20 protein-coding genes are annotated in these 25790 nt (G+C 43.9%); 13 read left to right on the top strand and 7 right to left on the bottom strand.

Going from position 1 to position 25790, the window contains the following annotated elements; genetic code table 11:
• Positions 1–232: 232 nt before the first annotated feature.
• The gene (locus BM090_RS16520) at positions 233–595 is read left to right on the top strand and encodes a PD-(D/E)XK nuclease family transposase (protein ID WP_177199986.1); all 363 of its coding nucleotides are present in this window, start codon (positions 233–235) and stop codon (positions 593–595) included.
• A 5-nt stretch (positions 596–600) separates the two neighbouring features.
• On the opposite strand, the gene BM090_RS16515 is transcribed toward BM090_RS16520, so the two are convergent.
• Genes BM090_RS16515 through purB form a run of 3 tightly spaced genes read right to left on the bottom strand, consistent with a single transcriptional unit; the run spans position 601 to position 4022 of the window.
• Entirely contained in the window at positions 601–2133 is a 1533-nt protein-coding gene (locus BM090_RS16515) for an NAD(P)H-hydrate dehydratase (RefSeq protein ID WP_091516154.1), read from the bottom strand.
• Positions 2134–2151: 18 nt separating this feature from the next.
• Positions 2152–2682, bottom strand: a complete 531-nt coding sequence (locus tag BM090_RS16510) for a shikimate kinase (protein WP_091516151.1) — start codon at positions 2680–2682, stop codon at positions 2152–2154.
• Positions 2683–2687: 5 nt separating this feature from the next.
• Entirely contained in the window at positions 2688–4022 is a 1335-nt protein-coding gene (purB, locus tag BM090_RS16505; RefSeq protein ID WP_091516147.1) for an adenylosuccinate lyase, read from the bottom strand.
• A gap of 237 nt (positions 4023–4259) precedes the next feature.
• On the opposite strand from purB, the gene ligA reads away from it, so the two are divergent.
• The gene (gene ligA / locus BM090_RS16500) at positions 4260–6269 is read left to right on the top strand and encodes an NAD-dependent DNA ligase LigA (RefSeq protein WP_091516172.1); all 2010 of its coding nucleotides are present in this window, start codon (positions 4260–4262) and stop codon (positions 6267–6269) included.
• A 21-nt stretch (positions 6270–6290) separates the two neighbouring features.
• The gene (folP, locus tag BM090_RS16495) at positions 6291–7130 is read left to right on the top strand and encodes a dihydropteroate synthase (RefSeq protein WP_091516144.1); all 840 of its coding nucleotides are present in this window, start codon (positions 6291–6293) and stop codon (positions 7128–7130) included.
• Between the two features lie 36 nt (positions 7131–7166).
• Here the strand turns inward: folP and BM090_RS16490 are convergent, their stop codons facing one another.
• The 3 genes from BM090_RS16490 to BM090_RS16480 all read right to left on the bottom strand — a co-directional run bounded on the left by BM090_RS16490 (position 7167) and on the right by BM090_RS16480 (position 9657).
• Positions 7167–7976 (bottom strand): sterol desaturase family protein, encoded by an 810-nt coding sequence (locus tag BM090_RS16490; protein ID WP_091516140.1) that lies wholly within the window; start codon positions 7974–7976, stop codon positions 7167–7169.
• Positions 7977–7991: 15 nt separating this feature from the next.
• A complete protein-coding gene (locus BM090_RS16485) occupies positions 7992–9080 on the bottom strand; it encodes a S41 family peptidase (protein ID WP_091516137.1) in 1089 nt (362 codons plus the stop codon).
• Positions 9081–9156: 76 nt separating this feature from the next.
• A complete protein-coding gene (locus tag BM090_RS16480) occupies positions 9157–9657 on the bottom strand; it encodes a GNAT family N-acetyltransferase (RefSeq protein ID WP_177199985.1) in 501 nt (166 codons plus the stop codon).
• A gap of 250 nt (positions 9658–9907) precedes the next feature.
• Between BM090_RS16480 and BM090_RS16475 the strand changes: the two genes are divergently transcribed.
• The gene (locus tag BM090_RS16475) at positions 9908–12175 is read left to right on the top strand and encodes an NADP-dependent malic enzyme (RefSeq protein ID WP_091516133.1); all 2268 of its coding nucleotides are present in this window, start codon (positions 9908–9910) and stop codon (positions 12173–12175) included.
• 62 nt (positions 12176–12237) lie between these two features.
• Here the strand turns inward: BM090_RS16475 and BM090_RS16470 are convergent, their stop codons facing one another.
• A complete protein-coding gene (locus tag BM090_RS16470) occupies positions 12238–13014 on the bottom strand; it encodes a TatD family hydrolase (protein WP_091516129.1) in 777 nt (258 codons plus the stop codon).
• Positions 13015–13170: 156 nt separating this feature from the next.
• Here BM090_RS16470 and BM090_RS16465 point away from each other — a divergent pair, with 156 nt between their 5' ends.
• The 9 genes from BM090_RS16465 to BM090_RS16425 all read left to right on the top strand — a co-directional run bounded on the left by BM090_RS16465 (position 13171) and on the right by BM090_RS16425 (position 25694).
• Positions 13171–13977, top strand: a complete 807-nt coding sequence (locus BM090_RS16465) for an NlpC/P60 family protein (protein WP_091516126.1) — start codon at positions 13171–13173, stop codon at positions 13975–13977.
• 74 nt (positions 13978–14051) lie between these two features.
• A complete protein-coding gene (gene hisB / locus BM090_RS16460; RefSeq protein ID WP_091516123.1) occupies positions 14052–15221 on the top strand; it encodes a bifunctional histidinol-phosphatase/imidazoleglycerol-phosphate dehydratase HisB in 1170 nt (389 codons plus the stop codon).
• A gap of 179 nt (positions 15222–15400) precedes the next feature.
• On the top strand, positions 15401–16225 hold the full coding sequence (locus BM090_RS16455; RefSeq protein ID WP_091516119.1) for a CheR family methyltransferase: 825 nt from the start codon (positions 15401–15403) through the stop codon (positions 16223–16225).
• A 24-nt stretch (positions 16226–16249) separates the two neighbouring features.
• On the top strand, positions 16250–16855 hold the full coding sequence (locus BM090_RS16450; RefSeq protein ID WP_177199984.1) for a chemotaxis protein CheB: 606 nt from the start codon (positions 16250–16252) through the stop codon (positions 16853–16855).
• Positions 16852–17715 carry a GAF domain-containing protein gene (locus BM090_RS16445; protein ID WP_091516116.1) on the top strand — a complete coding sequence of 288 codons (864 nt, stop codon included), beginning with the start codon at positions 16852–16854 and terminating at the stop codon, positions 17713–17715. The genes BM090_RS16450 and BM090_RS16445 overlap by 4 nt, the downstream gene beginning before the upstream one ends.
• Positions 17716–17758: 43 nt before the next feature.
• A complete protein-coding gene (locus BM090_RS16440; protein ID WP_091516112.1) occupies positions 17759–21241 on the top strand; it encodes a PAS domain S-box protein in 3483 nt (1160 codons plus the stop codon).
• A gap of 147 nt (positions 21242–21388) precedes the next feature.
• Positions 21389–21940 (top strand): SiaB family protein kinase, encoded by a 552-nt coding sequence (locus BM090_RS16435; protein ID WP_091516108.1) that lies wholly within the window; start codon positions 21389–21391, stop codon positions 21938–21940.
• Positions 21941–21988: 48 nt separating this feature from the next.
• Entirely contained in the window at positions 21989–22351 is a 363-nt protein-coding gene (locus BM090_RS16430) for a DUF1987 domain-containing protein (protein ID WP_091516104.1), read from the top strand.
• Positions 22352–22493: 142 nt separating this feature from the next.
• Positions 22494–25694, top strand: coding sequence for an ATP-binding cassette domain-containing protein (locus tag BM090_RS16425; RefSeq protein WP_091516100.1), 3201 nt, complete (start codon positions 22494–22496; stop codon positions 25692–25694).
• Positions 25695–25790 lie beyond the last annotated feature (96 nt).

Below are 25790 nucleotides of genomic sequence, written 5' to 3'. Positions count from 1 at the left end.
TTAAAGCATCTCTATTGAAACGCTTTGTAATAAGGTGCAATACACACTTTTAGGGGAAAATATTGTTTTGACCTAAGAAAATCATGCTATTTTTGCTACAACATTTGCCACATGGTGTAGTAAATGTTGTAGCAAAACATGATAATATGGAGAAAGAAAGCTGGTGTTATTATACTGAAAATCAGTATATTATGACATTATCATAAAACAACGAAAAGCTGGTTATTTCTTCTTGAAAATAGAAAGCGAGCTAACCTCGCGTTTGGACAAATGGCTGTATTTTTTGAAACACTTAGAAGATTTTCAGGCGATGCCGAGCATTTTTAAAGATGATGTTTTTGAGCAGGCTTTCGAGAAAGCAGAATTGGCGCGTATGGGGCAAAGCGATTTGGAAAAATACGAAATGAATCTCAAAGTTTACCGCGACAACAAGGCCGTTTATGATTATGCCATAGAAACGGCCATTAATAAGGCAAAGAATAACGAAAAAATTGAAATTGCCCGTAAACTTATCAGGCGTAATTTGACCAATGAAGAAATTGCGGAAGATACAGGCCTGAGCATCACGGAAATAGAAGTATTGCGAGGAAATTAAAAATCTTACAATAAACTATTTTGTTGTTTTTCTTTTCCCAAAGCCTTAAATCCTTCTCCCAAAAATTCTGCTAAATCGCTGGCGATGAGTGCTTCTTGGCCGTAATGTGCCGCCGCGCAATCGCCCGCAAAGCCATGCAACCAAACACCCAAGATGCTGGCTGTTTCGGGCGTGTAGCCTTGTGCGAGTAGTGCCGTGAGTATGCCCGTGAGCGTATCGCCAGAGCCGCCAGTAGCCATCCCCGCATTGCCTGTGCTGTTAAATGTAACTTGGCCGTTGGGGTGCGCGATGGCCGTATAAGCTCCTTTCAGAACGATGTGGCATTGCAGTTTTTTGGATAAATCATTGAGTAATTGCAGTTTGTGCGTGTCGTTGTCCCAACGCCCCGCCCAGCGCGAAAACTCTTTGGGGTGCGGTGTCAGGATGCTTTGGGCAGGAATGAGGCCGTGCCAGTCGGGTCGCGTGGCCAACACGTTGAGCGCGTCGGCATCTATCACCATTGGCCGCTGATAATTGCCAAGAATTTCCCCTAAAAACATAGCGGTTTCCGTCTCCGTCCCGATGCCGCAACCAACTCCAATCGCTTGATAAGCCGTAAGTTCAGGTATTTTTCCTTGCAAATAATTTTCCCCTTCGTTGAGTAGCGTCATGGCCTCGGGGGCTGTGGTTTGCAAAATAGTATAGCCACATTCGGCGGTAAGCACCGATACCAAACCCGCCCCAGCCCGAAGGCTTGCCCGCGTAGCCAATACCGCCGCACCCATTTTCCCCCTGCTACCCGCCACCACAAGCGCGTGTCCGTATGTTCCTTTGTGGCCAAACTGTTGGCGTGGCCGATACATCGCGGCGCAATCTGCGAGGGTAATAAATTGATAATCTGTATGTTGATTTTTGATAAAATCTTCGTTTAGGCCGATGGGCAGCACGTGCATTTGTCCGATTTTGTGCTGATAGTCGGGGAGCAGCAAAGCCAATTTGGGCAAATGCAACGAAAGCGTATGTCCTGCCGCGATAATATTTTCGTCAATGTTTTGGCTATTGTCTTCACAAAAAAGCCCTGACGGTAAGTCTATGGCTACGATGTTGGCGCGGCTCGCGTTGAGGTGCTCAATGAGGGCGGCGGCCAGTCCGTCGCAAGGCCGATTGAGTCCCGAACCGAAAAGCGCATCAACGACCAAGACGTTTGGCGGAATAGGAGGGAAGTCCGAAATATGATGTAAATAGTTGATTGATAGGCCTAAAGCCTCGTATTGCGTGAGATTGGCGGCGCAATCCGCCGAATATTTTGCTGCGCCCAGTACAAAAACGGCAGTTGCGTAACCTTGCCCGTGAAGCTGTCGGGCGATGGCCAACCCATCACCGCCATTGTTGCCAGTACCCGCAAACACCCACACAGGCGTATGCGGTCGCAGACGTGCCGTAAGCCATTGCGTGCATTGCGTGGCGGCTCGTTCCATCAGGGCCAGCGAACTAATTGGCTCGTGTGCAATGGTGTATTGGTCGGCCAAACGGATTTGGGCAGCAGACAGGATTTTCATGGCAAAAAAGGTTGATTTCTAAGCTGTAAGCGTGTCTGTAATTTTAGTAACAATCTCTTCCACACGTTCCGAGTCAGTAACCGAAATGCGGAAATGTGCTTTTTGGTAGAAAGGTACGCGCAGGTTGTAGCGTTCTGTAAGCCAGCGATTTAGCTGTTCAGGGCTTTGGCCTGCCACCAAAGGGCGTGCGGCTTGTTTGGCCAAAAGTCGCTGGTAGAGTGTCCGCAATTCGGTATCCAAAAAAACAACTGTCCCGACCTGAAGCAATTGCTCCATGTTATCCCAAAAGCACGGCAAGCCGCCACCCGTAGCGATTACCGTCGGGTTGGGCAGCGTGGCCAGTTGCGGAATGAGCTGTTTTTCTTTTTCCCTAAAATAAGGCTCACCGTATTGGGCAAAAATCGCGGGAACGGACTTGTTTTCTTGTTTTTTAATCAAAATATCCGTGTCGGTAAAGCGATAACCCAAACGCGTGGCGAGTGCCGCGCCAATGGTACTTTTACCAGAGGCGGGCATTCCGACCAACAAAATGATTTTGGGTAATGTCATGGAAATCAGTTACCTACATAATTGAATGGCGTAATGGCCAACAATTCTGCTTTCACCGTGTCAGACACTTGCAGGCCATTGATAAACGCGTGAATGGTAGTTGCGTTAATTTTGTCGCCAGTGCGCGTAAGGGCTTTGAGTGCCTCGTAAGGTTGCGGATAGGCTTCGCGGCGCAAAATGGTTTGGATAGCTTCGGCCACTACTGCCCAATTGTTTTCCAAATCGTCGGCGATGGCCGCAGGGTTTAGCTCCAATTTGCCTAAGCCTTTTTGCAAAGATTTTAGGGCAATAAGCGTGTGCGCCAACGGAACGCCCACATTGCGCAAAACCGTTGAGTCTGTAAGGTCGCGTTGCAGGCGCGAAATAGGCAACTTAGCGGCCAAATGTTCAAAAATGGCATTGGCAATGCCCAAATTTCCTTCTGAGTTTTCAAAATCAATGGGGTTTACTTTGTGCGGCATGGCCGACGAACCCACTTCTCCTGCTTTGATTTTTTGTTTGAAATAACCCATCGAAATGTATTGCCATACGTCGCGGTCAAGGTCTATGAGTATGGTATTGAGGCGTTTAAGGCCATCAAAAAAAGCCGCCAAATTATCGTAATGCTCGATTTGGGTAGTGTAACGGCTGCGGCGTAGGCCTAGTGTATTGTTTACAAAATTATGCCCAAATTCTTCCCAGTTGTGTTGCGGATAAGCCACATAATGCGCGTTGAAATTGCCAGTTGCTCCCCCGAATTTGGCCGAAAAAGGCACTTGCTCCAACAAAAGAAGTTGTTGTTGTAGGCGTTCGTGGAACACACGAATTTCTTTACCCAAACGCGTAGGCGAAGCGGGTTGGCCGTGTGTGTGTGCTAACATCGGTACGTCTTGCCATTGTGTCGCCAACGTGTCCAATTGCGCGATAACTTCCTGTAACAGAGGTTTGAAAACTTCCACGTGCGCTTTTTGCAACGAAAGCGGAATCGCCGTGTTGTTGATGTCTTGGGACGTAAGGCCGAAATGGATAAACTCCACGTAGCGATGCAGCCCCAAATCTTCAAAGGCTTTTTTGATAAAATACTCCACCGCTTTTACGTCGTGGTTGGTGGTTGCTTCAATGTTTTTGATAGCAACCGCATTGTTTTCGGAAAAATCGGTGTAAAGCTTGCGCAATGCTCCAAAATGTTGCGGGTCGAAATCGGCCAATTGAGGCAACGGAATTTGACACAGCGCAATAAAATACTCTATCTCTACTTGCACACGAAAACGCATGAGTGCCGCTTCCGAAAAATAGGTTGATAGTTCGTGTGTCTGGCGACTGTATCGCCCGTCGATGGGAGAAATGGCGTGAAGGCTCATAAAATTGGGGAGAAGTTTGGCTTTAGTACCACGTTTTTTGAAGCTACAATATTAGGAACAAAACCCGTATCTCTCAATAATTTTCAGCGAGTTTCACAAATATGATTCAAACGGAGGGTTTGCTTGGCAAAGGATTCTATTGCAACTTGCGTACTCAAAAGAAGGTGGTTGTTTTATTTTTTTCTGAAAAAAGAACCGCCTTCGGACACTGACCCCAAGACACAATCTACTGCATCCATGAGTACGCAAAACATACAAGCCCGCATCGCGGAACTTACCGCCCAACTTAACCATTACAACGAGCAATATTACCAGAATAGCACTTCAGAAGTCTCTGATTTTGAGTTTGATAAATTGCTGGCTGAGTTGCACCAGCTCGAACAAGCGCATCCGCAATGGGCACAACCCGACTCCCCAACGCAACGCGTGGGCGGAGCTATCACCAAAGAATTTGCTACGGTTTTTCATCAATATCCCATGCTTTCGCTGGGCAACACGTATTCGGAAGCCGAGTTACAAGACTTTGACCAGCGTATTCGCAAAATCATCGGCGACAATTTCGAGTACGTGTGCGAACTCAAATTTGATGGCGTGGCCATTAGCTTGCGTTACGAAAATGGCTTGCTGACGGTGGCGGCCACACGCGGCGACGGCGTGCGTGGCGACGACATTACGGCCAATGCCCGCACGATTCGCAGTATTCCGTTGCGCGTAAAAGCGGCCAATTTGCCGCCTGTGTTTGAGGTGCGCGGCGAGGTTTTTATGTCCTACAAAACTTTTGAACAAATCAATAAAGAACGCGAAGACATCGGCGATTCGCTGTTGGCCAACCCCCGCAATGCGGCATCAGGTGCGCTCAAAATGCAAGATTCGGCACTCGTGGCCAAGCGAAATTTGGAATGTTATGTCTATGCCCTGATGGGCGAAAACCTGCCATTCGGCACGCATGAAGAATCTGTAAAGGCTTTAGAATCGTGGGGATTTAATGTTTCACCCACGTATCGCCGTTGCGCTTCTATCGCCGAAGTGATGGATTTTATTCATTTCTGGGAAAAAAATAAAGAAACTTTGCCGTTGGCAATTGATGGTATTGTACTGAAAGTCAATGATTTTGCGCAACGCGAAGAACTCGGCTTTACGGCCAAAAGTCCGCGTTGGGCTATTTCGTTCAAATACCAAGCCGAAGCCAAAACAACGCGCCTGCTCAGTGTGGTGTATCAGGTGGGGCGCACGGGAGCGGTTACGCCAGTGGCCAACCTCGAACCCGTAGAGTTGGCGGGAACGGTCGTGAAACGCGCGTCCATTCACAACGCCAACGAAATACAACGCTTGGATTTGCATTTGGGCGATTTGGTGTACGTGGAAAAAGGCGGCGAAATTATCCCCAAAATTACGGCGGTGGAACTTTCGGCACGTGAGCCAAACAGTCAGCCAGTGGGTTTTATAGACGAATGTCCCGCCTGCCAAACGCCTTTGGTGCGCAAGGACGGTGAAGCGGCGCATTATTGCCCGAATGAGTCGGGTTGTCCGCCGCAACTCAAAGGCCGCATTGAGCATTTTATCCAACGAAAGGCCATGAACATCGAAGGAATTGGCGTGGAAACCATCGAACAACTTTTTGATAAAGGCTTGATTTCCAATCCTGCGGACTTGTATCATTTGAAATTGGAACAACTGCTGGGGCTGGAACGTTTCGCCAAAAAATCTGCCCAAAACCTACTGGACGGCGTACAAAAATCGTTGCAAACACCTTTCGAGCGTGTACTTTTCGGTATCGGGATTCGGTATGTAGGCGCAACGGTGGCCGAAAAACTGGCGCAATTTTTTGGAAATATAGACGCTATCGCCGCCGCTGATTACGAAACATTGCGTACAGCTCCCGAAATTGGTGAGAAAATCGCGCAAAGTGTGGTTGCTTTTTTTGCAGACGAAAAAAACCGCGCCTACATCGAGGCTTTGCGAGCGGTTGGCGTACAGTTGCAAGTTTCCGACGAACATAAACTTGAAAAAGAAAGCGATGTGTTGCAAGGCAAAACCTTTGTTATTTCTGGTACGTTCCAACGCTACGAACGCGACGAGTTGAAAGCCAAAATCGAGGCCAATGGCGGAAAGGTGCTTTCGGGCGTGTCGGGCAAACTCACGTATCTGTTGGCAGGCGAAAAAGCAGGCGATTCTAAGTTGGAAAAAGCCCAAAAATTGGGCGTGTCTGTGATTTCGGAAGCCGATTTTGAGCAAATGATTAGCTAATTTTTTCTGAAAAAAATATTGATGAAAAAACAAACACTTCGTGTAGGCGGGCGGCTGCTTTCGTTGCAAGAACCTGTGGTAATGGGCATTTTGAATGTTACACCCGATTCGTTTCATGCGCAAAGTCGCCACGAAAACGCCCAAAGTTTGCTTCGGAAAGCGGAAGAAATGCTCACCGATGGCGCGACGATACTCGACATTGGCGGTTATTCTACGCGCCCCGACGCGCCAGAAGTAACAGAGCAACAGGAAATTGACAGGGTTTTGCCTGCCGTTGAGTTGTTGCGCAATTATTTTCCGCAGGCCGTTTTGTCGGTGGACACGTTCAGGGCGCAAGTGGCCGAACACGCCATTTGCGCAGGCGCACACATCATCAACGATGTGTCGGGCGGCGATTTGGACGCGCAAATGTTTGAAGTGATTGCCCGCCATAACGCGCCTTATATCCTGATGCACTCGCGCGGAACGCCCCAAACCATGCAGCAACTCACAGACTATCAGGACGTAGTGTTGGAAGTGATGGATTTTTTACAAAAAAGAATTGCTACGCTACGCGAAAAAGGCGTGACGGATATTGTCGTGGATTTGGGTTTTGGTTTTGCCAAAACTTTAGACCAAAATTATGAGTTGCTGGCGCAAATGCCGCTTTTTGAGCATTTGGATTGTCCGATGTTGGTCGGGATTTCGCGCAAGTCCATGATTACGAAACTGTTGGGTGTGAGTGCCGCCGAAGCCCTCAACGGAACTACGGTACTCAACACGTTGGCGTTGGAACGTGGCGCGGCTATTTTGCGCGTGCACGACGTGAAAGAAGCCATGCAGGCGGTCAGGATTTACAACAAACTTCACGAAACAGTTTAGTTTTTGATAATACCAAAGCCACAATTATTGTGTGGCTTATAGAGGCTTTGGGTTATTGGCGGGAGTATTTTCTTGGTCGGGGAGTGGTGTTATTTTATGCGGCGGCAATTGGCCAAAATGAGAGCTGTAATAACGAGCCAACGTGTTGAATAATTTATCCCAAATAAGTGTATAAAAACCAAAATTAACGTGCGCGTCTTGGTGATGATGCGCATGAAAAGTGCTGGTAGTAAACCATTTGAGCAAGAAAATTTTGGTTATTTTTCGGGGAAATGGCTCAATACCCAAATGCCCCACCAAACCAAAAATCAAGTTGGCCGTTAGGTAAATAATCACTGCCCACCACGACACAGGCCGCAAACACAGCAACACCAGCCACAGTCCACCAAAGCCGAGCGTTTCGGCGGGATTGAGCACAAAAAGCGAAATAGGTTGCGGGTTTTCGTAGCGATGATGCAACGCGTGCACCCAGCCGTACAAAAGCCTATGATGCGCCACCCTGTGTAGCACGTACATGGCCAAATCCATTGTCAGGAACAAAAACAGCAAATCGGTAAACACGCACCATCCGTAACAATGTACTACCACAACCCAGCCTTGTTGCCAAAGCCACCAACCCAACCAATTGACGAAGGCATTGAGCAACACGGTAAGCCCTGCCATTCGCCATTCAAAAAACGTGGTCGCAGTGGGTTTGTGGGCTACAAATTGGCTGTTGGGTTGGCGCAAAACCCATTTGCCCAAGCTCATCGCCAGCCCAAAAATAAAAATATTGATGGCCAACGAATAAAAAGCCGCTTGCCAAAGCGTGCGTGTAGCCAAATGGCTGGTGAGTTGCTGAAGCATCTGTTTATGTGTGAGTTATTTAGTCGAATATAACACTTCAAAGGCTTTCTGTAAGACGGTGTCTTGGTGTCGCTGAATGTCTTGTTTGGTATTGGCTACCCGATGCGTCACCGAAACGCCCTTATCTTCGAGTATTTCTTTACCCGCCGAATAATACACCTGATTGGACAGTGTAAAGGCGATGTCGTGCGACAAATTCGCGCCGTACATATCCGATAACATTCCTGATGTATTCGTCCCGACGGTTGTTACGTTGGGTTGTTGGCAAAGCGAAATCGTAAAATCTTCGGCAGAACTGGCCGTTTTGTCGCTGGTCAGCAATATAACTTTGCCGTGATATTGCACGCCGTTGTTGGGCGCAATGTACTGCGGTTCGGGCGTAGAATATTGTTGATAGCCGCCTTTTTGCCGAATGGCTTTGTAGTGTGTCAGACGCTTTTCGGTGGCCAATCGGGAGGCCAATTCCAAACCACCATGTCCGCCACCATTGCCACGCAAATCCACAATTAACGTCTGTATATCAGATATTTTCGTAAGTAGGGAATCGAACAAATGCAGCATTTGGCGCGTGTCCTGGCCTTCTTTTTTATCATCAAAAAGACTTTCTACTTCATTAAAACAACGCGTAATTCGGATATAAGCCACTTGCGGACTTTGGGCAAAATAATAGAGCTTTTCGCCTTTAAATGCTGCACCAATGCCCACTGATTTAGAAAAGCCATTTTGCAATAAAGTAGTATCGACTGTTTGCCAGAAAGCGGCCTCCATGCCTTTAAACTCTTGTTTGAAATGTGAAGTTTTGGGGCTTTTGTAAACCATTTCTTCGCCTTTGGAAATGGTAATGTGGCCATCTTTGAGCGGCGCAACCATTTGCCCCAATATCGAAATTAGTTCTTTTTCTTTGGTTTTGGAGCTAACCATTGGCCTATATTTGGCGTAAGTGCTATCCCAATTGACATTTTTTAAAGCGAAAAAAGCATAATTATCCCTAAAAGTAGTCCAAAATAATTCGAAATCTTTTTCGGGTTGACTGAGTTTTTGGGCATAGTTGTGATTGGTAGCAAATAAAAAAAGTAGGAAAACTAAGATTATGTTCTTTTGCATGATATTGGGTTATATTTTTAGGAATTTAAAAGAAGATTAGATTGGCTAGAATGATGTGTGTGTTTATTGAATTAGATTATAACATCTTCTGCATCAGCACCAAATCCAGCCATTGCCCAAACTTATAACCTACTTGGCGCAAGTGTCCGACTTGTTCAAAACCATTTCGCGCATGAAAGGCACAACTTCCCGTGTTGGCGGCATCTATCACTCCAATCATGGTATGAAAACCCTGTGTTTTGGCAAGCCTGACCAGTTCTAGCAAAAGCATTTGCCCAATGCCTCGCCCCTGAAAGTCGTCTTGTAGATATACGGAATGTTCTACGGTAAAGCGGTAGCCTTCTCGCACCCGAAAAGAACCATACGTCCCAAATCCAACGGCTTTCCCGTCTGCTTCCGCCACGATGACAGGCCAGTTTTGCGCCAATTTGTCTTCAAACCATTGCGTTTGGACGGCCAATGTTTGCGGTTCGTAGGCGTAATGGGCGGTGCTGTGCAAAATAGCATCGTTGGTAATGGACAAGATAACGGGCAGGTCGGAGGTTGTGGCGTTTCGTAGTGTTATAGTTGTATTCATTTGTCTTAAAAGTATTGTTATGGAGTTTTGATTTAATAAAATAATTTTAAATTAACGAAAATAAAAAAATAACAAGACGTAAAATTTTGTAATTTTCGGGTACGAATGGTATTTTGTTTGGCTATATCATTGCGCAAAAGTCTAAAGATTGTATAGCTTTGCAACTTGCCTACGAGCATTGTTCGCAGGTTTTGTTTGATATTCCCTTATTATACAAAGAAACAACACAACCCACCAATAATAAATATTTATGGCAAAAATCAGAAAAGAAGATGCCCTCTATTATCACGAAAACCCCCAACCGGGCAAGATAGAGGTCGTTCCTACTAAGCCAGTTACCACGCAGCGCGATTTGGCTTTGGCCTATTCGCCAGGGGTAGCAGAGCCTTGCAAGGAAATTGCCGCCAACAAAGACGACGTTTACAAATATACGGCTAAAGGTAATTTGGTTGGCGTTATTTCGAACGGCACGGCGGTATTGGGCTTAGGCAACATCGGGCCAGACGCGTCCAAACCCGTAATGGAGGGAAAAGGCGTTTTGTTCAAAAAGTTTGCAGGTATTGACGTTTTTGACATCGAAATAGATTCGCAAGATCCGCACGAGTTTATCAAAATCGTGAAATCTTTGGAGCCAACTTTCGGCGGTATCAACCTCGAAGACATTAAAGCTCCTGAAAGTTTTTATATCGAAACCGAGCTAAAGCGGCAAATGAATATTCCGCTCATGCACGACGACCAACACGGAACGGCTATTATTTCGGGTGCAGCCCTTCTCAATGCACTTGAGTTGGTTGGTAAAAAAATCGATGAAATAAAATTAGTGGTATTGGGCGCAGGTGCTGCGGCTATTGCTTGTACTCGTTTTTATCTTTCGTTGGGCGTTAGCAAGGCCAATATCGTTATGGTGGATAAAGAGGGTGTGTTACGCACCGACTCTGTTTCTACCGATGATATTCGCTACCAATTCGCCACGCACCGCGACATTTATACGCTCGACCAAGCCATGGAAGGTGCAGACGTATTCTTGGGGCTTTCGGCGGGCAATCTTGTGAAGCCAGAACATTTGTTGCGTATGGCTTCCAATCCGATTGTTTTTGCGTTGGCCAATCCTGATCCCGAAATTGAATACGAATTGGCAATGGCTTCTCGCACGGATATTATTATGGCTACGGGGCGTTCCGATCACCCTAACCAAGTGAATAACGTGTTGGGCTTTCCGTACATTTTCAGAGGTGCGCTGGACGTAAGGTCTAAGTCTATCAACGAAGCCATGAAATTGGCCGCAACGCACGCCATTGCGGCATTGGCCAAAGAGCCTGTACCCGATATTGTGAACAAAGCCTATTCGAGCAAAACTATTACGTTTGGTCGTGAATATTTGATTCCCAAGCCTTTAGACCCACGCTTGATTACCACGATTGCCCCAGCCGTAGCTAAAGCCGCGATGGATTCGGGCGTAGCGCGTTTGCGTATCGAAAACTGGGAACAATACGAGCAAGATTTGTTGGCGCGTGTGGGCATGGGCAGAAAGATAATGAACCGTATTACGGCACGTGCGAAAGCGGCACCGCAACGCATTATTTTTGCTGAAGCCGATAACCTCAAAATATTGAAAGCTGCCCAAATCGTGAAAGATGACGGTATTGGCCACCCAATTTTGCTGGGTAATGTACAGGTAATCAGACGATTAATTCGTGAAAATAATCTGGAACTTGACGGCTGCCCCGTGATTGATCCATTGCACGAAGAAGAACGTTGTGCAGAATATGGCCAATTGCTTTACGAAAAACGTAAACGCAAAGGCATTACGCTACACGATGCCAAAAAGAAAATGCGCGACCGCAACTATTTCGGTGCGATGATGCTCGATTTGGATTTGGGCGATGCCATGATTTCGGGTCTTACGAAAGAATACGCCAAAACTATTCGCCCCGCGTTGCGTGTAATTGGTGTGGCCGAAGGCGTAAAACGTGTGGCGGGTATGTATTTGATTGATACCAAACGCGGTGTATATTTCTTTGCCGATACGACGGTAAATGTAAATCCTACGGCGGAAGAGTTGGTGGACATCATCGGGCTTACGGCCAAAACCGTGAAGTATTTTGACATTGAGCCGCGCATCGCGTTGCTTTCGTATGCTAACTTTGGAGCTGGACGTGGCGAAGAACCTGAAAAAATGATGAAAGCCGCGCATTTGGCCAAAGCAAAATATCCTGAAATGTTGATTGATGGAGAAATGCAAGCTAACATTGCCTTGAACGTGGATTTGCTCAAAGAGAATTATCCGTTCAGTGAGTTGGCCGAAAAAGGTGGAGCCAATACGCTTATTTTCCCAACGCTTTCTGCTGGTAACATTGCGTACAAATTGTTGCAAGAATTGGGTGGCGCGGAAGTAGTCGGTCCTGTGCTGATGGGCATGCGCAAGCCTGTGCATATTTTGCAGTTGGGCAGCTCTGTGCGCGAAATCGTGAACATGGTTTGTTTGGCAGCTGTAGAAGCGCAAAAAATGAAAGAATAGTAAATTTCTTTTAGATAAAACAAAAGCCCTCTGATGTATGAATGTCAGAGGGCTTTTGTTTTTTAGGCTGTTTGCTTGAAAAGTTTCAGGGCGTTTGCTGTTGTGATTTTAGCCAATTCCTCCAGCGGAATGGCTTTTATATCAGCAAGTTTTTGCGCAATCAGCGCGATGTACGAAGGTTCGTTGCGTTTGCCTCTGTGCGGTACGGGGGCAAGGTACGGGCAGTCGGTTTCCAATACGATTTGCGAAAGGTCTATGTCTGGCACGGCTTCGGCCACGCCGCCATTTTTGAAAGTAGCTACGCCACCAATTCCGACCACAAAACCCAGTGCAGCAGCGCGTTTGGCATCGTCGGCATTGCCCGAAAAGCAGTGAAAAACGCCTGTAAGTGTGCCGTCTTGTTCGGCTTCGATGATGTCGGCGGTTTCTGCGAATGAGTTACGGCAATGAATCGCAACAGGAATGTTATATTGCTTTGCCCAACGCAATTGTATGCGCAAGGCTTCTTCTTGTTGCTCGCGGAAAGTCATATCCCAATAAAAATCCAGCCCGATTTCGCCCACCGTCACAAATGGCCGCTTCGCAAGCCAAGTTTCCACCTGATAAAGTTCTTTTTCAAAATCTTTTTTGACGTGGCAAGGGTGCAGCCCCATCATAGGTACGCATTGTGCGGGGTATTTCTGTTCCATTTCCAACATGGGGTCGATGGTTTCGCTGTCCACGTTGGGCATATAAATTTTGTAAACGCCTTCTTCGGAGGCTACGCGCAACACGTCGTCAATGTCTTTTCGGAAATCTTTGGCGTAAATATGTGCGTGAGTATCAATTAGTTGTATCATTTTTCTGAAAAATAAATTCAGTTTTAAAATCGGATGCAAACTTAATCTGAATCAGATGCAAATCAAAAACATTACTACAAATGCCTCATTTCAAAAAAACATAATATAGTTTTATTTGTTTCTGTTATATTCGCTTCTACGAAAAACTATAAACACATGAAAAAAATATTTGCTTTAATATTGGCCATAACTGCCTGTTTTTCAGTGAATACACTTGCCCAGAAACTCATGCCTTGCCAAAGTAATGGACTTTGGGGGTATTGCGATGCTTCAGGGAAAAATATAATTCCTACTCGCTATGCGAAAGCCTTGCCTTTTGATGGAAAACTGGCCGCTGTGGTCAAAGAAGGCAATTGGTTTTTTATTAATAAAAAAGGTAAAGAGTTGATAAACACCAATTATTATTATGATGAAACCGACTCTTCGGCGGCTGTGCCTGTTTTTGAAAAAGGATTATTTTCGGTGCAATATTACCACCCAATACACGGCGCAGTAGTGGAATATTACAATAAATCGGGAAAAATAGTAAAGCCTGTGGACGGATTTGAAAATATGACCACAGACACGATTCCGTACACAATTTTTGAGGCAGATAAGGCCATTGCTTACGGAAAAACGAAATTAGGCACACGTTACGGGCAAGATGGGCTGGACTGTTCGGGTTTTATGCGTTTTGTGTTTTCAAATTATGGCTTTACGCTACCGTTTTTTTCGCACGAACAAGCATTGTTGGGCGAGGAGGTGAGTGTTTCGGACGCGCGTAAAGGTGATTTGATCTTTTTTATGCCATACCAAACTACGCCGCGCAAAGTCGGACACGTTGGTATGATTATTTCTGAAAAAGGCCAACCGATTCGTTTTTTGCATGCGGCAGTATCTAAAGGTGTAACAATCAACAACCTAAGCGATGCTTATTATCAACAGCGATTCATGACGATTCGGCGTGTGGTACAAAATGACTAATTTTATCCCAAAAATTAAGCTGGAGAATATTGTATTTTTTTTAAATTTGCCTCTTCAATATTTTATTTTTTCCAATGAAAAAAGTATTGTTCATTGACCGCGACGGAACGATTATTGCCGAGCCACCTACTGATTTTCAGGTAGATTCATTAGAAAAACTGGCATTTTTGCCACACGCGATTACGGCTTTACACCAAATTGCCACGCAACTGGATTATGAACTAGTAATGGTAACTAATCAAGATGGGTTAGGAACTAATTCTTTTCCTGAAGAAACCTTTTGGCCTGCGCATAATGCAATGTTACAGACGCTTGCTGGCGAAGATGTTACTTTTGCTCATATGCATATAGACCCTAGTTTTGAACACGAAAATAGCCCGAATCGCAAACCACGAACGGGAATGTTAGGGCAATATTTTTCGGCTGATTACGACCTTGCCAACTCTTTTGTGATTGGCGACCGCCTCACTGATGCGCAATTGGCATATAACCTTGGCGCCAAAGCTATTTTGTTGGGGCAAGGCTTTCATTTGTTCGACAAACATGAGGAGAGCGGCGCACAAGTGCTTGAAAAAGAAGGAAACGTAGCTAATTTTGATAAAAAAACGGTCAGTTTGGTGGCTTCGGATTGGAATGAAATCCTGAATTTTTTGAGAATGCCGCCACGAATGGCCGATGTGATACGCGACACGCACGAAACCAAAATTCATGTAAAATTGAATCTGGACGGGACGGGTAAAACGGATATTAAGACAGGGTTAGGATTTTTTGACCACATGCTTGAGCAGTTGGGCAAGCATTCGGGGGCAGATTTGTGGGTTCGTGTGCAGGGCGATTTGCACGTAGACGAGCATCACACCATCGAAGACGCAGCTTTGGCTTTGGGAATGGCCTATAAGCAGGCTTTGGGCGAGAAAAAAGGCATCAATCGTTATGGTTTTCTGTTGCCAATGGACGATGTTTTGGTACAAGCTGCTATAGATTTTTCGGGTAGAAATTGGCTGGTATGGGAAGCAGATTTTCGCAGAGAAAAAGTAGGAGATATGCCGACGGAAATGTTCTATCATTTCTTCAAATCATTTAGTGATGCGGCAGCTTGTAACCTCAATATCAAGGCAGAAGGACAAAATGAACATCATAAAATTGAAGCGATATTCAAGGCCGTAGCGAAGGCGATTAGGATGGCTGCTCAACGAAACGCTGACCAAATAAATGAACTACCTACAACGAAGGGCATGCTATAATATTATCAAAAAAAGCACGTGGTACTTGTACTTCTTTCATTTTTTTTATTATACTTACGGCCAAGTTAGAGTAAAATAACCTTCCAACCACACTGTTGGCCACTGTCTTGTATTTGAACTCGAAAAGAGCAAGACGAAACGAAACAAAATGACAAAACCTATCAAAACGGGGATACTGTATGCAGGATATTGAAATAGCAGAATTAAGAAAGCTAACTACGTTAATCAAAGAAAAATATAATTACGATTTCTCCAATTATGCTATTTCTTCATTTAAACGTCGGATTTTGAGGCTTTTGGAACTTGATCGCCTCAGTTCAGTGGACGCTTTGATGAAGAAATTGGAGACGAATCCAGCGTATTTTCAATATTTTGTGTCTGAGATTACGGTAAACGTAACGGAGATGTTCCGTGACCCATCTTTTTGGCGTATTTTGCGTGATAAAGTGATTCCCAATATCATGCTCAATCACGACAAGATAAGTATCTGGCACGCAGGCTGTTCGTCGGGCGAGGAAGTATTTTCTATGGCCATTATGCTCAAGGAAATGAATATGCTTGACAAAGCAAAAATCGTAGCTACGGATCTTGATCGCGAGATTTTGGCCAAAGCCAGAATGGGGCGTTATGCAATGAAGAACATGGACGTGAACGAGAAAAATTATATTCGTTTTCAGGGTGCAGGTTCGCTCAAGGATTATTACAAAGAAGATAATGGCTTTGCGGTAATGGATAAGTCCTTGGTAGAAAATGTCTCTTTTAGAGAGCAAGACCTTGTAATGGGGCAGGCTTTTTCTAAATTTGACCTGATTCTTTGTCGCAATGTGATGATTTATTTTAATCAAACCTTACAAAATAGAGTTTTGTCTGTTTTGCATGAAAGTTTGTTTAAATACGGCTATTTAGCTATTGGCTCTAAGGAGTCTTTAATCTGGTGCGAAATTTCAAATAAATTCATCGTGGCCAATAATGAAGAAAAAATTTACAAGAAAATAAAGGATTAGTTAAACCACAGTACCGACGGCATAATGATAAGACAAGAACATATACATAACCGTTACAAGGCTGTGGTCATTGGGGGTTCGGCGGGTAGTTTTCAGGGGATTACAAAAATATTGTCGAGCTTACCCAGTAATTTTCAACTTCCTATCATCATGAGTTTGCATCGTCTCAAACACGTGCGTCATGGTTTTGTGGAGGCATTATCTATCAAAAGTACCATGCCTGTTAGTGAGCCAGATGATAAAGAAGCCATCAAAAAAGGTTGTGTTTATTTAGCTCCTGCCAATTATCATATGTCTGTAGAACTGGGTAATTCTTTTGCGCTTTCTACGGAAGAAATGATAAATAATTCGCGCCCAGCCATTGATATTACATTGGAAACCTCAGCGTATGTGTATAAAGACAAACTAATTGGTATCTTGCTCTCTGGAGCGAATAAAGATGGAGCAATGGGCATGAAGCGCATCAAAGACAAAGGCGGCCTGACTATTATACAAGAACCGTCTGAGTGTATGATAGATACAATGCCTGTCGCTGCTCAAAAACTTACTGAAATAGATTATATTTATAAAGTAAGCCAAATCATTGATTTTTTAATAGAGGTAAATAAAAAATACGTTACGAACAAATGAAGGTACAATCCGCATCACGTAATTTGTATAAGTGGTTAGGTGTTATTTCTATGACTGTTTTTGTTGTAGGAGTAGGGCTTGTTGTAAACTATATGATTAGTTTTCAGATGGATGTGGCCAACCGCTTGAGTCTTTCGAGCGCAGCGCACATTAACGCCGTCAAACCAATAGCCACGCAGATTTCTTTGATATTAAGTGTGCCACTGCTGGCTGCTCTGTGTACATTACTGTTTACGGTTTTGTATTTTAATGAAGTTTCCAAACAACGTGAAATTATCTACGTGGAAACGATCAAAGAAGAAGATACTGACAGTAGTAAGAAAGAGGCCGAAGAGCAAAAAGAAGAGCAGTCGCTCGCTGAGATTCTGCAGGAACGCAAAAATAATCTCATGCAACACCTTGCGAATGCACCTCAAAAAACAGGTTTGGGCGAACTCGAAGCCTTGATGATGGTTTTGTGCGAAGAAATCCAAGCCGTACAAGGTGCATTGTTTGTGGTTCGCGCCGATCAAACGTTACACATGGTGAGTAGTTATGCATATTTCTCTACCGAAAAAAGAAAAGTAAGCTATGGTTGGGGCGAAGGGCTTACGGGACAAGTGGCCAAAGATGCGCAACTCATTAACATTAAAGCAATTCCTGAAGGATATGTTACGGTACTCTCTGGTTTGGGCAAGTCCAGTCCTAAATCTATGATTATTGCGCCAATTAAAGACGAAAACGGTCATGTAATAGCGGTTGTGGAAGTAGCCTCTTTTGCTATTTTTGATGCAACAGAAGAGCAACTCATCGAAGCTGCCGCGCCGATGCTGGCCAGTACCATTGGCAATAATTATGAAAAAATTGTCGAAGAATTATAGTAGTTAGTCCGATATTAATTTAAGCTACCCCCTCTAACAAGCTATGTTTAGAAAAATAACAGTAGGGAAAAAAATAACAATGACCGTGTTGGCGGTAGTTATGCTTTCTGTGGTGATACTGAGCTTCATTGCTTTTAAGTTGAGCCAACAGGCGGTGATGAATCGCTATATGGAAAGCATCAATGTAATTGCAGATATTAAGGCACAGCGTATTGATAGTTATTTCAAAAATCAGCAAACACGACTTAAATTTTTGCAAGAATTATCGGTGCTGAAAGATGCATTGCGTGCTAATAGTGGCGCACCCGCTGCCGACGGATTAGAGGCTATGGCCGCTGCGGAGTCTGTAGATTTTGGTGCGGCAGCTGCTCCAACAGTTGATTTTAAGCCGATTCTTGACCCTTTGCTCGAAACGTATGGGTATGCCAATTTGTATTTGGTTAGTCCTGACGGCAAGTTTTTGTACAATGCCCATGAAGGTAATGACGATGAGCAAACCGCCGAATCGTTCAATGACCCAGATGGCAATACTCTCCGCGAAGCTGCTAAAGGCGTTTATTTCAGTAGCGTATATAAAGGAATTGACAACCATTTGTATATGTTGTTGGCCGCTCCTATCAAAGACGAGGCAGACCATGTGGGGGGTATCATCATAGGTAAATTGAATATGACCGAACTTTACGGCCTTATTCAAGATACAATTGGGTTGGGTAAAACAGGCGAAACAATTGTCGGTAAGCTCTTTGAAGGTAGTCGCAAAGTAGTGTTCCAAAACTCACTTCGCCACCACGACGGAGCGGCCTTACGCAAAGAAGTAATCGTAGGCGAGGCCTCCATGAGACCATTGCAAGAAGCCGTAAAAAAACAAAATGGCTTTGGCGTGGAAACTGATTACCGCCGCGAAGTTACGCTTTCGGCTTGGCGTTATTTGCCTATCGTGAATTGGGGTATGGTCGTGAAAATAGATCAATCAGAGGTTTTAGAGCCGACCCAAAAACTAAAACTTATATTTTTCTCGGTTGGCTTGCTTATTTTCTTGGTGAGCGCGATTGTAACAACAATATTTTCTCGTGCACTTACAAACCCATTGCTCAACTTGAAAGAAACCATGTTGCTTTTGGGTAAAGGGATTCTGCCTAACCAGATTCAACAAAGAAGCAGTGACGAGATTGGCGAAATGACGGCAACAGTAAACCAATTGGTGGAAGGTTTGAAACGTACAGCCAACTTTGCGCACAAAATCGGGGAAGGTGATTTTCAGGCTGACTTTAAGCCAATGAGCGAAGGCGATACTTTGGGCGTGTCGTTGATGAACATGCGCCAAAGCCTTCAAGATGCTTCCAAACGTGATGATGAACGTAACTGGATTGTTCGCGGGGTGGCCGAAATTGGCGAAATTTTGCGCCGACACAATGAAATTGCCAGCTTAGGCGACGAAATCGTTTCTTTTATTACCAATAAAGTTGGGGCAATACAAGGCGCGTTTTATGTAGTGGACAGACAGGAAAACGGCAAAACGTCTATTGAGCTGAAGTCAAGCTACGCATACAATAAAAAGAAATACTTATCTGCTAAATTTAATTTTGGTGAAGGCCTTGTCGGGCAAGCTGCCATTGAGCAAGATACAATTTTGCGCACCGAAATTCCTTATGACTATGTGAGTATTACGTCAGGTTTGCTTGGCGACCGCCGTCCGAGCTGTATCCTTATTGTGCCGCTTATTACCAACGAAGAAGTAAATGGCGTGTTGGAATTGGCTGGTTTTGAGCGTTTTGCACCTGCTCAGGTACGTTTTGTACAAGAGATTAGCCAAATCATTGCGCGTACCATCTTCAATATTCAGGTAAACGAACGTACTCGTAACTTGTTGGCCGCATCACAAAAGATGAGTTTTGAGTTGCAACAACAACAAGAAGAGTTGCGCCAAAATGCAGAGGAAATGGCTGCGACACAAGAAGAGTTGAAGCGTTCTAACATTCAATTAGAAGAACAAATCGAAGAGGTAAATCGCACCCAAAAACGTATGCAGGTGCTTTTGGAAAACGCTTCCGAAGTTATTACTATCTACGAAGAAGACGGAACTATTCGTTATATCAGCCCTTCGGTAGAGAAGATTTTGGGCTATCGTCCAGAGGAGATGATTGGCATCAAAGACATTGTATATGTGCATGAAGAAGGTGTGGCTGCTGTTGATAAAATGTTCGCAGACCTTATGGCTGACCCAGACCATACCATTACGATTCAGTTTAGCTATATGCGCAAAAATGGAGAACGTATTTGGTTGGAAGCGACTGGTACAAACTTACTTTCCGATCCTGCTATTGAAGGTATCGTAGTGAACTCTCGCGATATTACCGAACGACGCAGAGCAGAGAAAGAGTCGCGTATGCGTGGCCAAATGCAGGCACTTTCTGAGAATAGTCCCGACCTTATTACGCGCGTAAATAAAGAAGGGAAGTTCTTCTATATCAACCCTGTAATCGAACAATATACAGGTGTGAAACCAAGTGATTTGTTGCGTACCAATATCAATGAAACATCATTGGAAGGCGGCTTGTTGGAGGCTTGGCGCAACATTATTGACCAAGTGCTTGAAAAACAAGATAAAGTTGCGACCGAAATTGATTTCAATTCGTTCATGGGCAATAGAATGATGCACGTAAGTGCCATTCCTGAATATAACGAAGAGCAACGCCTTGAATCGGTGCTTCTTGTATCGCATGATATTACCGAACGTAAGCTCATCGAATTGGAGATTCAGACCAAAAACAAGAAAATTACGGAAAGTATTAACTACGCCAAACGTATTCAGGTGGCCATTTTGCCAGACAACGAAACGATACAATACACGTTCCCTGATTCGTTTATTTTGTACAAACCGCGCGACGTGGTGAGTGGTGACTTCCCTTGGTTCTTGCAAAAAGATGATGATATTTTTATTGCGGCAGTGGACTGTACGGGACACGGCGTACCGGGTGCTTTGATTTCGTTGATTGGTTATTTCTTGCTCAACAACGTATTGAAAGATTTCTCGGATACGGGTACTATTTTAGATTCGCTTGATGAAGCCGTAACCAAAACATTGCGCCAAGATGGTGGCGATAGTGCCACGCGTGACGGTATGGATATTGCCTTGTGCCGTATCAATAAAACGACTCGTCAAATGCAGTTTTCGGGTGCGCACCGTCCGCTTTATTACTTGTCGGCTAATGGTGAGTTGGAAGAAATCAAAGGAGATAAGTTCCCTATCGGTGGTGGCCAATACAAAAACCGCTCGAATTTCGCGACAAGAACTATTGATTACAACGATGGTGATGTGTTGGTATTCTGCTCCGACGGCTTCCCAGACCAATTCGGTGGCAGGGATAATCGCAAGTTTTCGCCAAAACGCATTCGCGAGATATTGCAAAATAATGGCAGCAAACCAATGATGGAACTATCTAATATTTATGATACAGAATTTGAAGAATGGAAAGGTGATGGAAAACAAACCGACGACGTTCTGATGATTGGTATCAGATTATAGTTCTTGAAATAAACTTGAAAAAAATAAATTATTTTCCACAAAAACTTTATAATATTGGCCTCGAAATGATATATTGCACGGCCAAGTTTGTTCGATTAAAGAACTTAATGATGCAGTAAAATAAATAAGCTCCCAAATCAAGCGTCTATGAAATATATTTATGAACTCCACAAAACCATGGTATCCAGAAAGTTGATGCTGGTTTACGAAGGTGAATTCACCCAAGAGATTACCAAGTCTGTCCTTTCGATGGCTGAGCGTAATATGGATTCCATTGGGGAAGAGTCGGGCATTAAACGTAAAGTGTTTAACGTGATGGTGGAATGCTTACAAAATATTGTTAAGCACGCCGACGAGTTTTCTGCTGTTGTTGATATGCGAAACAGTGCTATCTTTATGATAGGAAAAGAAAACGACGACTATGTTATTACTTCTGGTAACCCTATCAAAGGTGATAAAGTAGATTTGCTTCGCAACAAACTCGACGAAATTAATAGCTTAGACAAAGAAGGTCTGAAGGCTTTGTACAAAGAAATTATTAAAAACGGAGACCTTTCGGATAAAGGAGGTGCTGGTTTGGGTTTTGTTGATATGGCGCGTAAGTCTGGACAAAAACTTGAATACGACTTCGAACCATTGGAAAACAATGTGTTTTTCTTCTCGCTCAAAACCACTATTTCACGTAAAGCTCTGGACTAGTAGTTAAGCTACGGTTTTATTTTTCGACAAAAAAATCTTTTATAATATATGGAAATCATAAGCCTTGAAGGTACGGAGGATACCCCCAAAATCATCTTAGATAGCAAAAATGGTATTTTTGAAATATCTGGCCGTTCACTTCCTGAAGATACTGCCGAATTTTATCAACCTGTGTTAGACTGGCTTGAAAAATATAGCGATGGCCCTAATTCAGAGACTAAATTCGTCTTCAAACTTGAATACTTTAACACAGCCTCATCTAAACTTATTTTAGATATTCTTTCTAAATTGGAAGATGTGGATAATGCCAGCGTGGTTTGGTATTTCCATGAAGATGACGAAGATATGGAAGAAGCAGGTCAAGAATTCTCGGAATTGGTAGAAATTCCTTTCGAATTTGAAACCTATTAATCAGGACAAAAATCCTTGATCTCAATACAAAAAAGCTACTTTTAATAGTAGCATTTTTTTTATATACACCTCCCAAACAAATCCTTGTGGGAGGCTGGCTCTCTAATGTTATTTTTAGAAAATACCGTTTGTTGTTTGTACTATGAGTGAAGAAATACTCAAAGCCCTGACCCAGCTGTTTGCCATTATTACCAAACAGGACGGCGGGGTAACAGAACGAGAAAGAAATTTTGTATTGCAATACTTTCAGCAGCAACTCGCGCACGATGCTGTAAAAGAGTATATTGCACTTTATGATAAATTTGCAGAAGAAGGAAAAGAAGAAGAGGCTTCTGCTGAGGAAGGTGCAGAAGGCAAAAAACGCAAGCTCACGTCCGTAAAAGACTCTGTAAAAACATTGGGTATTTGTAAGAAAATTAACAAGACTCTTACCCAAAAGCAAAAATTTATCGTACTCGTAAAGTTGCTCGAACTCGTAGCCATTGACAAAAACTTTACGCCACAGCGTATGCAAATCATTGATACAGTTTCGGACGTTTTTAATATCCGAAACGAAGAGTATAAAATGATTGAAAGTTTTGTGGTACAAGAAGAAATTTCGCAACTTGATTATAGTGATATACTCATTGCCGATAGCCGCGAGACCGCACCCCTCCAATTTGCCAAACATATTCATTCTGAGAAACTTGATGGGGAAATAATCTTCCTTTTCATCAAGAGCGAGGATATGTATTTCGTCAAATACACGGGGCATAGCGAAACCTCTCTCAACGGCTTTACGGTGGCTCCGCATCGCATTTACTTGTATTCTCATGGTAGTATCATTAAGGCCTCGAAAGGTGCGCCTTTGTACTATAGCGATGTGGTGAATAAATTTATGAGCGATGCTAAGTCCAATAACCTTTCGTTTAATGTTAATGACTTAGAGTTCCGATTCCCGAACGGCGCGATAGGTTTGCGCGATATAAATATTTCGGAAGGAGCAGGCCGCCTCATCGCCATTATGGGCGGTAGTGGTGCGGGCAAAACGACTTTGCTCAATGTGTTGGCGGGTATCGAAAAACCAAGCTTGGGCGAAGTGCTTATCAATGGCATCAATCTCCATCAGGCCGACGACCGCATTAAAGGCATTATCGGCTATATTGCCCAAGATGATATTTTGTTGGAAGAACTGACCGTTTTCCAAAACCTTTATTATAATGCCAAACTATGCTTTAAAGACTTGCCCGAAGCGGAAATAGTCAAAAAAGTAGAACATACGTTGGCCAGTTTGGGACTGTTGCACATCAAAGACATCACGGTGGGCAATGTGATGAACAAAAAAATTAGTGGTGGACAACGCAAACGCCTTAACATTGCACTTGAGTTGATTCGTGAACCTGCCGTGATGTTCGTGGACGAACCTACTTCTGGTCTTTCGTCGCGCGACTCAGAAAACGTAATTGATTTGCTCAAGGAACTTTCCCTCAAAGGAAAGTTGATTTTTGTGGTAATTCACCAGCCTTCATCGGACATTTACAAAATGTTTGACAAGCTGTTTTTGCTTGATACGGGCGGTTTCCCGATTTTCTACGGCAATCCTGTGGAGGCGGTTACTTATTTCAAGACTACGACCAACCAAATCGACAGCGACAGAGGCCAGTGTCCGACTTGCGGTAACGTAAACCCCGAACAGGTTTTCAATATCGTGGAAGCGTTGGTTGTGGACGAATACGGGCAGTTTACGAACTCCCGCAAAGTAACGCCGAGCCAATGGCACGAGCTTTATGCCAAAAACTTTAAGATAGAAAAACGCGAAGATGTGGCCGATGCGCCACCGCAATCGCTCAATATTCCATCGAAATTTGTGCAGTTTGCGGTGTTTACGATTCGTGACTTTTTGAGTAAAGTTACCAACACGCAATACATGCTCATCAACTTGTTGGAAGCTCCTTTGTTGGCGTTTTTGTTGGCGTTTATTATTCGCTTCCGCAACGCGCCAGATTCGGGCGATTATGTGTTCCGTTACAACGATAACATTCCTGCGTTTATCCTTATCAGCATTATTGTGGCCTTGTTTATGGGGCTGACGGTGAGTGCGGAAGAGATTATTCGCGACCGAAAAATTCAACGCCGTGAGAAGTTCCTGAACCTGAGCCGAACCAGTTATTTATTATCCAAAGTAACAATTTTGTTCTTGCTGTCGGGTGTACAAACGCTTACATTCGTGTTGTTGGGCAATTACATTCTGGACATCGAAGGCATGACGTTCACGTATTGGTTTGTGCTTTTCACTACGTCTTGTTTTGCTAACATATTGGGTCTCAATATTTCGGCTACTTTCAATTCGGCGGTTACGATTTACATTATCATTCCGCTTTTGCTCATTCCGCAAATGATTTTGAGCGGTGCGATTTTCAATTTCGATAAACTCAACGACCAAGTAAGTGCCAAAGGCCGCGTGCCATTGTTGGCCGATTTTACGGCATCGCGTTGGGGATTTGAAGCGATTACCGTACAACAATTCAAAAACAATACTTACCAAGACCTTATTTTTAAGGTAGAAAAAGCAGAAAGCGTAGCCAATTATTACCAAACGTATTTGTTGCCTGAACTGATTAGTAAACTGAATTATTGCTCGGCCAACTATCAGGCTAAAGACGCTGAGACGCGCGAAAAAGTGGCGAAAGAATTGACGATTTTGTATAATGCGTTGCATTCGGATAAATTGGTGAAATTCACCAAAGGCATGGATTTGAAACACGAACTTTCGCCCGAAAAATTCAATACGGCAACGGCCAGCGTGTTGCGTGTGTACATCGACGAAGCCGCCGTGTATTACACGGAGCGTTATAACAAAGCTAACGCGAAGAAAGACGAACTTTTGAGTAAATACGAGGCTAAGCCAACGACCAAATATTCACTTACAGAGCTGAAAAACAAGTATTTCAATGAAAGTCTTTCGGATTTGGTGCGCAACGTAAGTACGAAAAATAAGTTTATTGAGTTTAATAATCATATCGTGCAGCAAGTTGACCCAGTTTACAACGAGCCAAATATGTTACGTTTGCCGATAGATTATCGTACGCATTTCTTTGCGCCCGAAAAACCATTTTTCGGTAAAGTGTTTGATACTTACTACTTTAACATTGTTGTAGTTTGGTTAATGTCGTTGTTCTTGTACTTTACTTTGTACTTAGAATCGCTCAAAAAACTGTTGGATAAGGCTGGCGTTTTGGTAGATAAACTATCGGCCATTAAACTTCCAGAGAAATGGCGCAACAAACTTTCTTTCCGCAAAAAAGTAGAAGAAGTAGTTGAGAAAAAGGGCAAAAAAATAAGGCCTGCGGCTACGAACAAATAATTATCTGATAAAGAAACGGTCTGTTATTCGCTCACAAAGCGCAAAGCAGGCCGTTTTTTGTGGCCTCAAATTTGTGAGCCGTTGGACGTTGTATTT

It is taken from the genome of Flexibacter flexilis DSM 6793, from assembly GCF_900112255.1.
Classification (GTDB): domain Bacteria; phylum Bacteroidota; class Bacteroidia; order Cytophagales; family Flexibacteraceae; genus Flexibacter; species Flexibacter flexilis.
The sequence above is the reverse complement of the archived record's forward strand: the minus strand, read 5'-3'. Positions and strand labels throughout refer to the sequence as shown.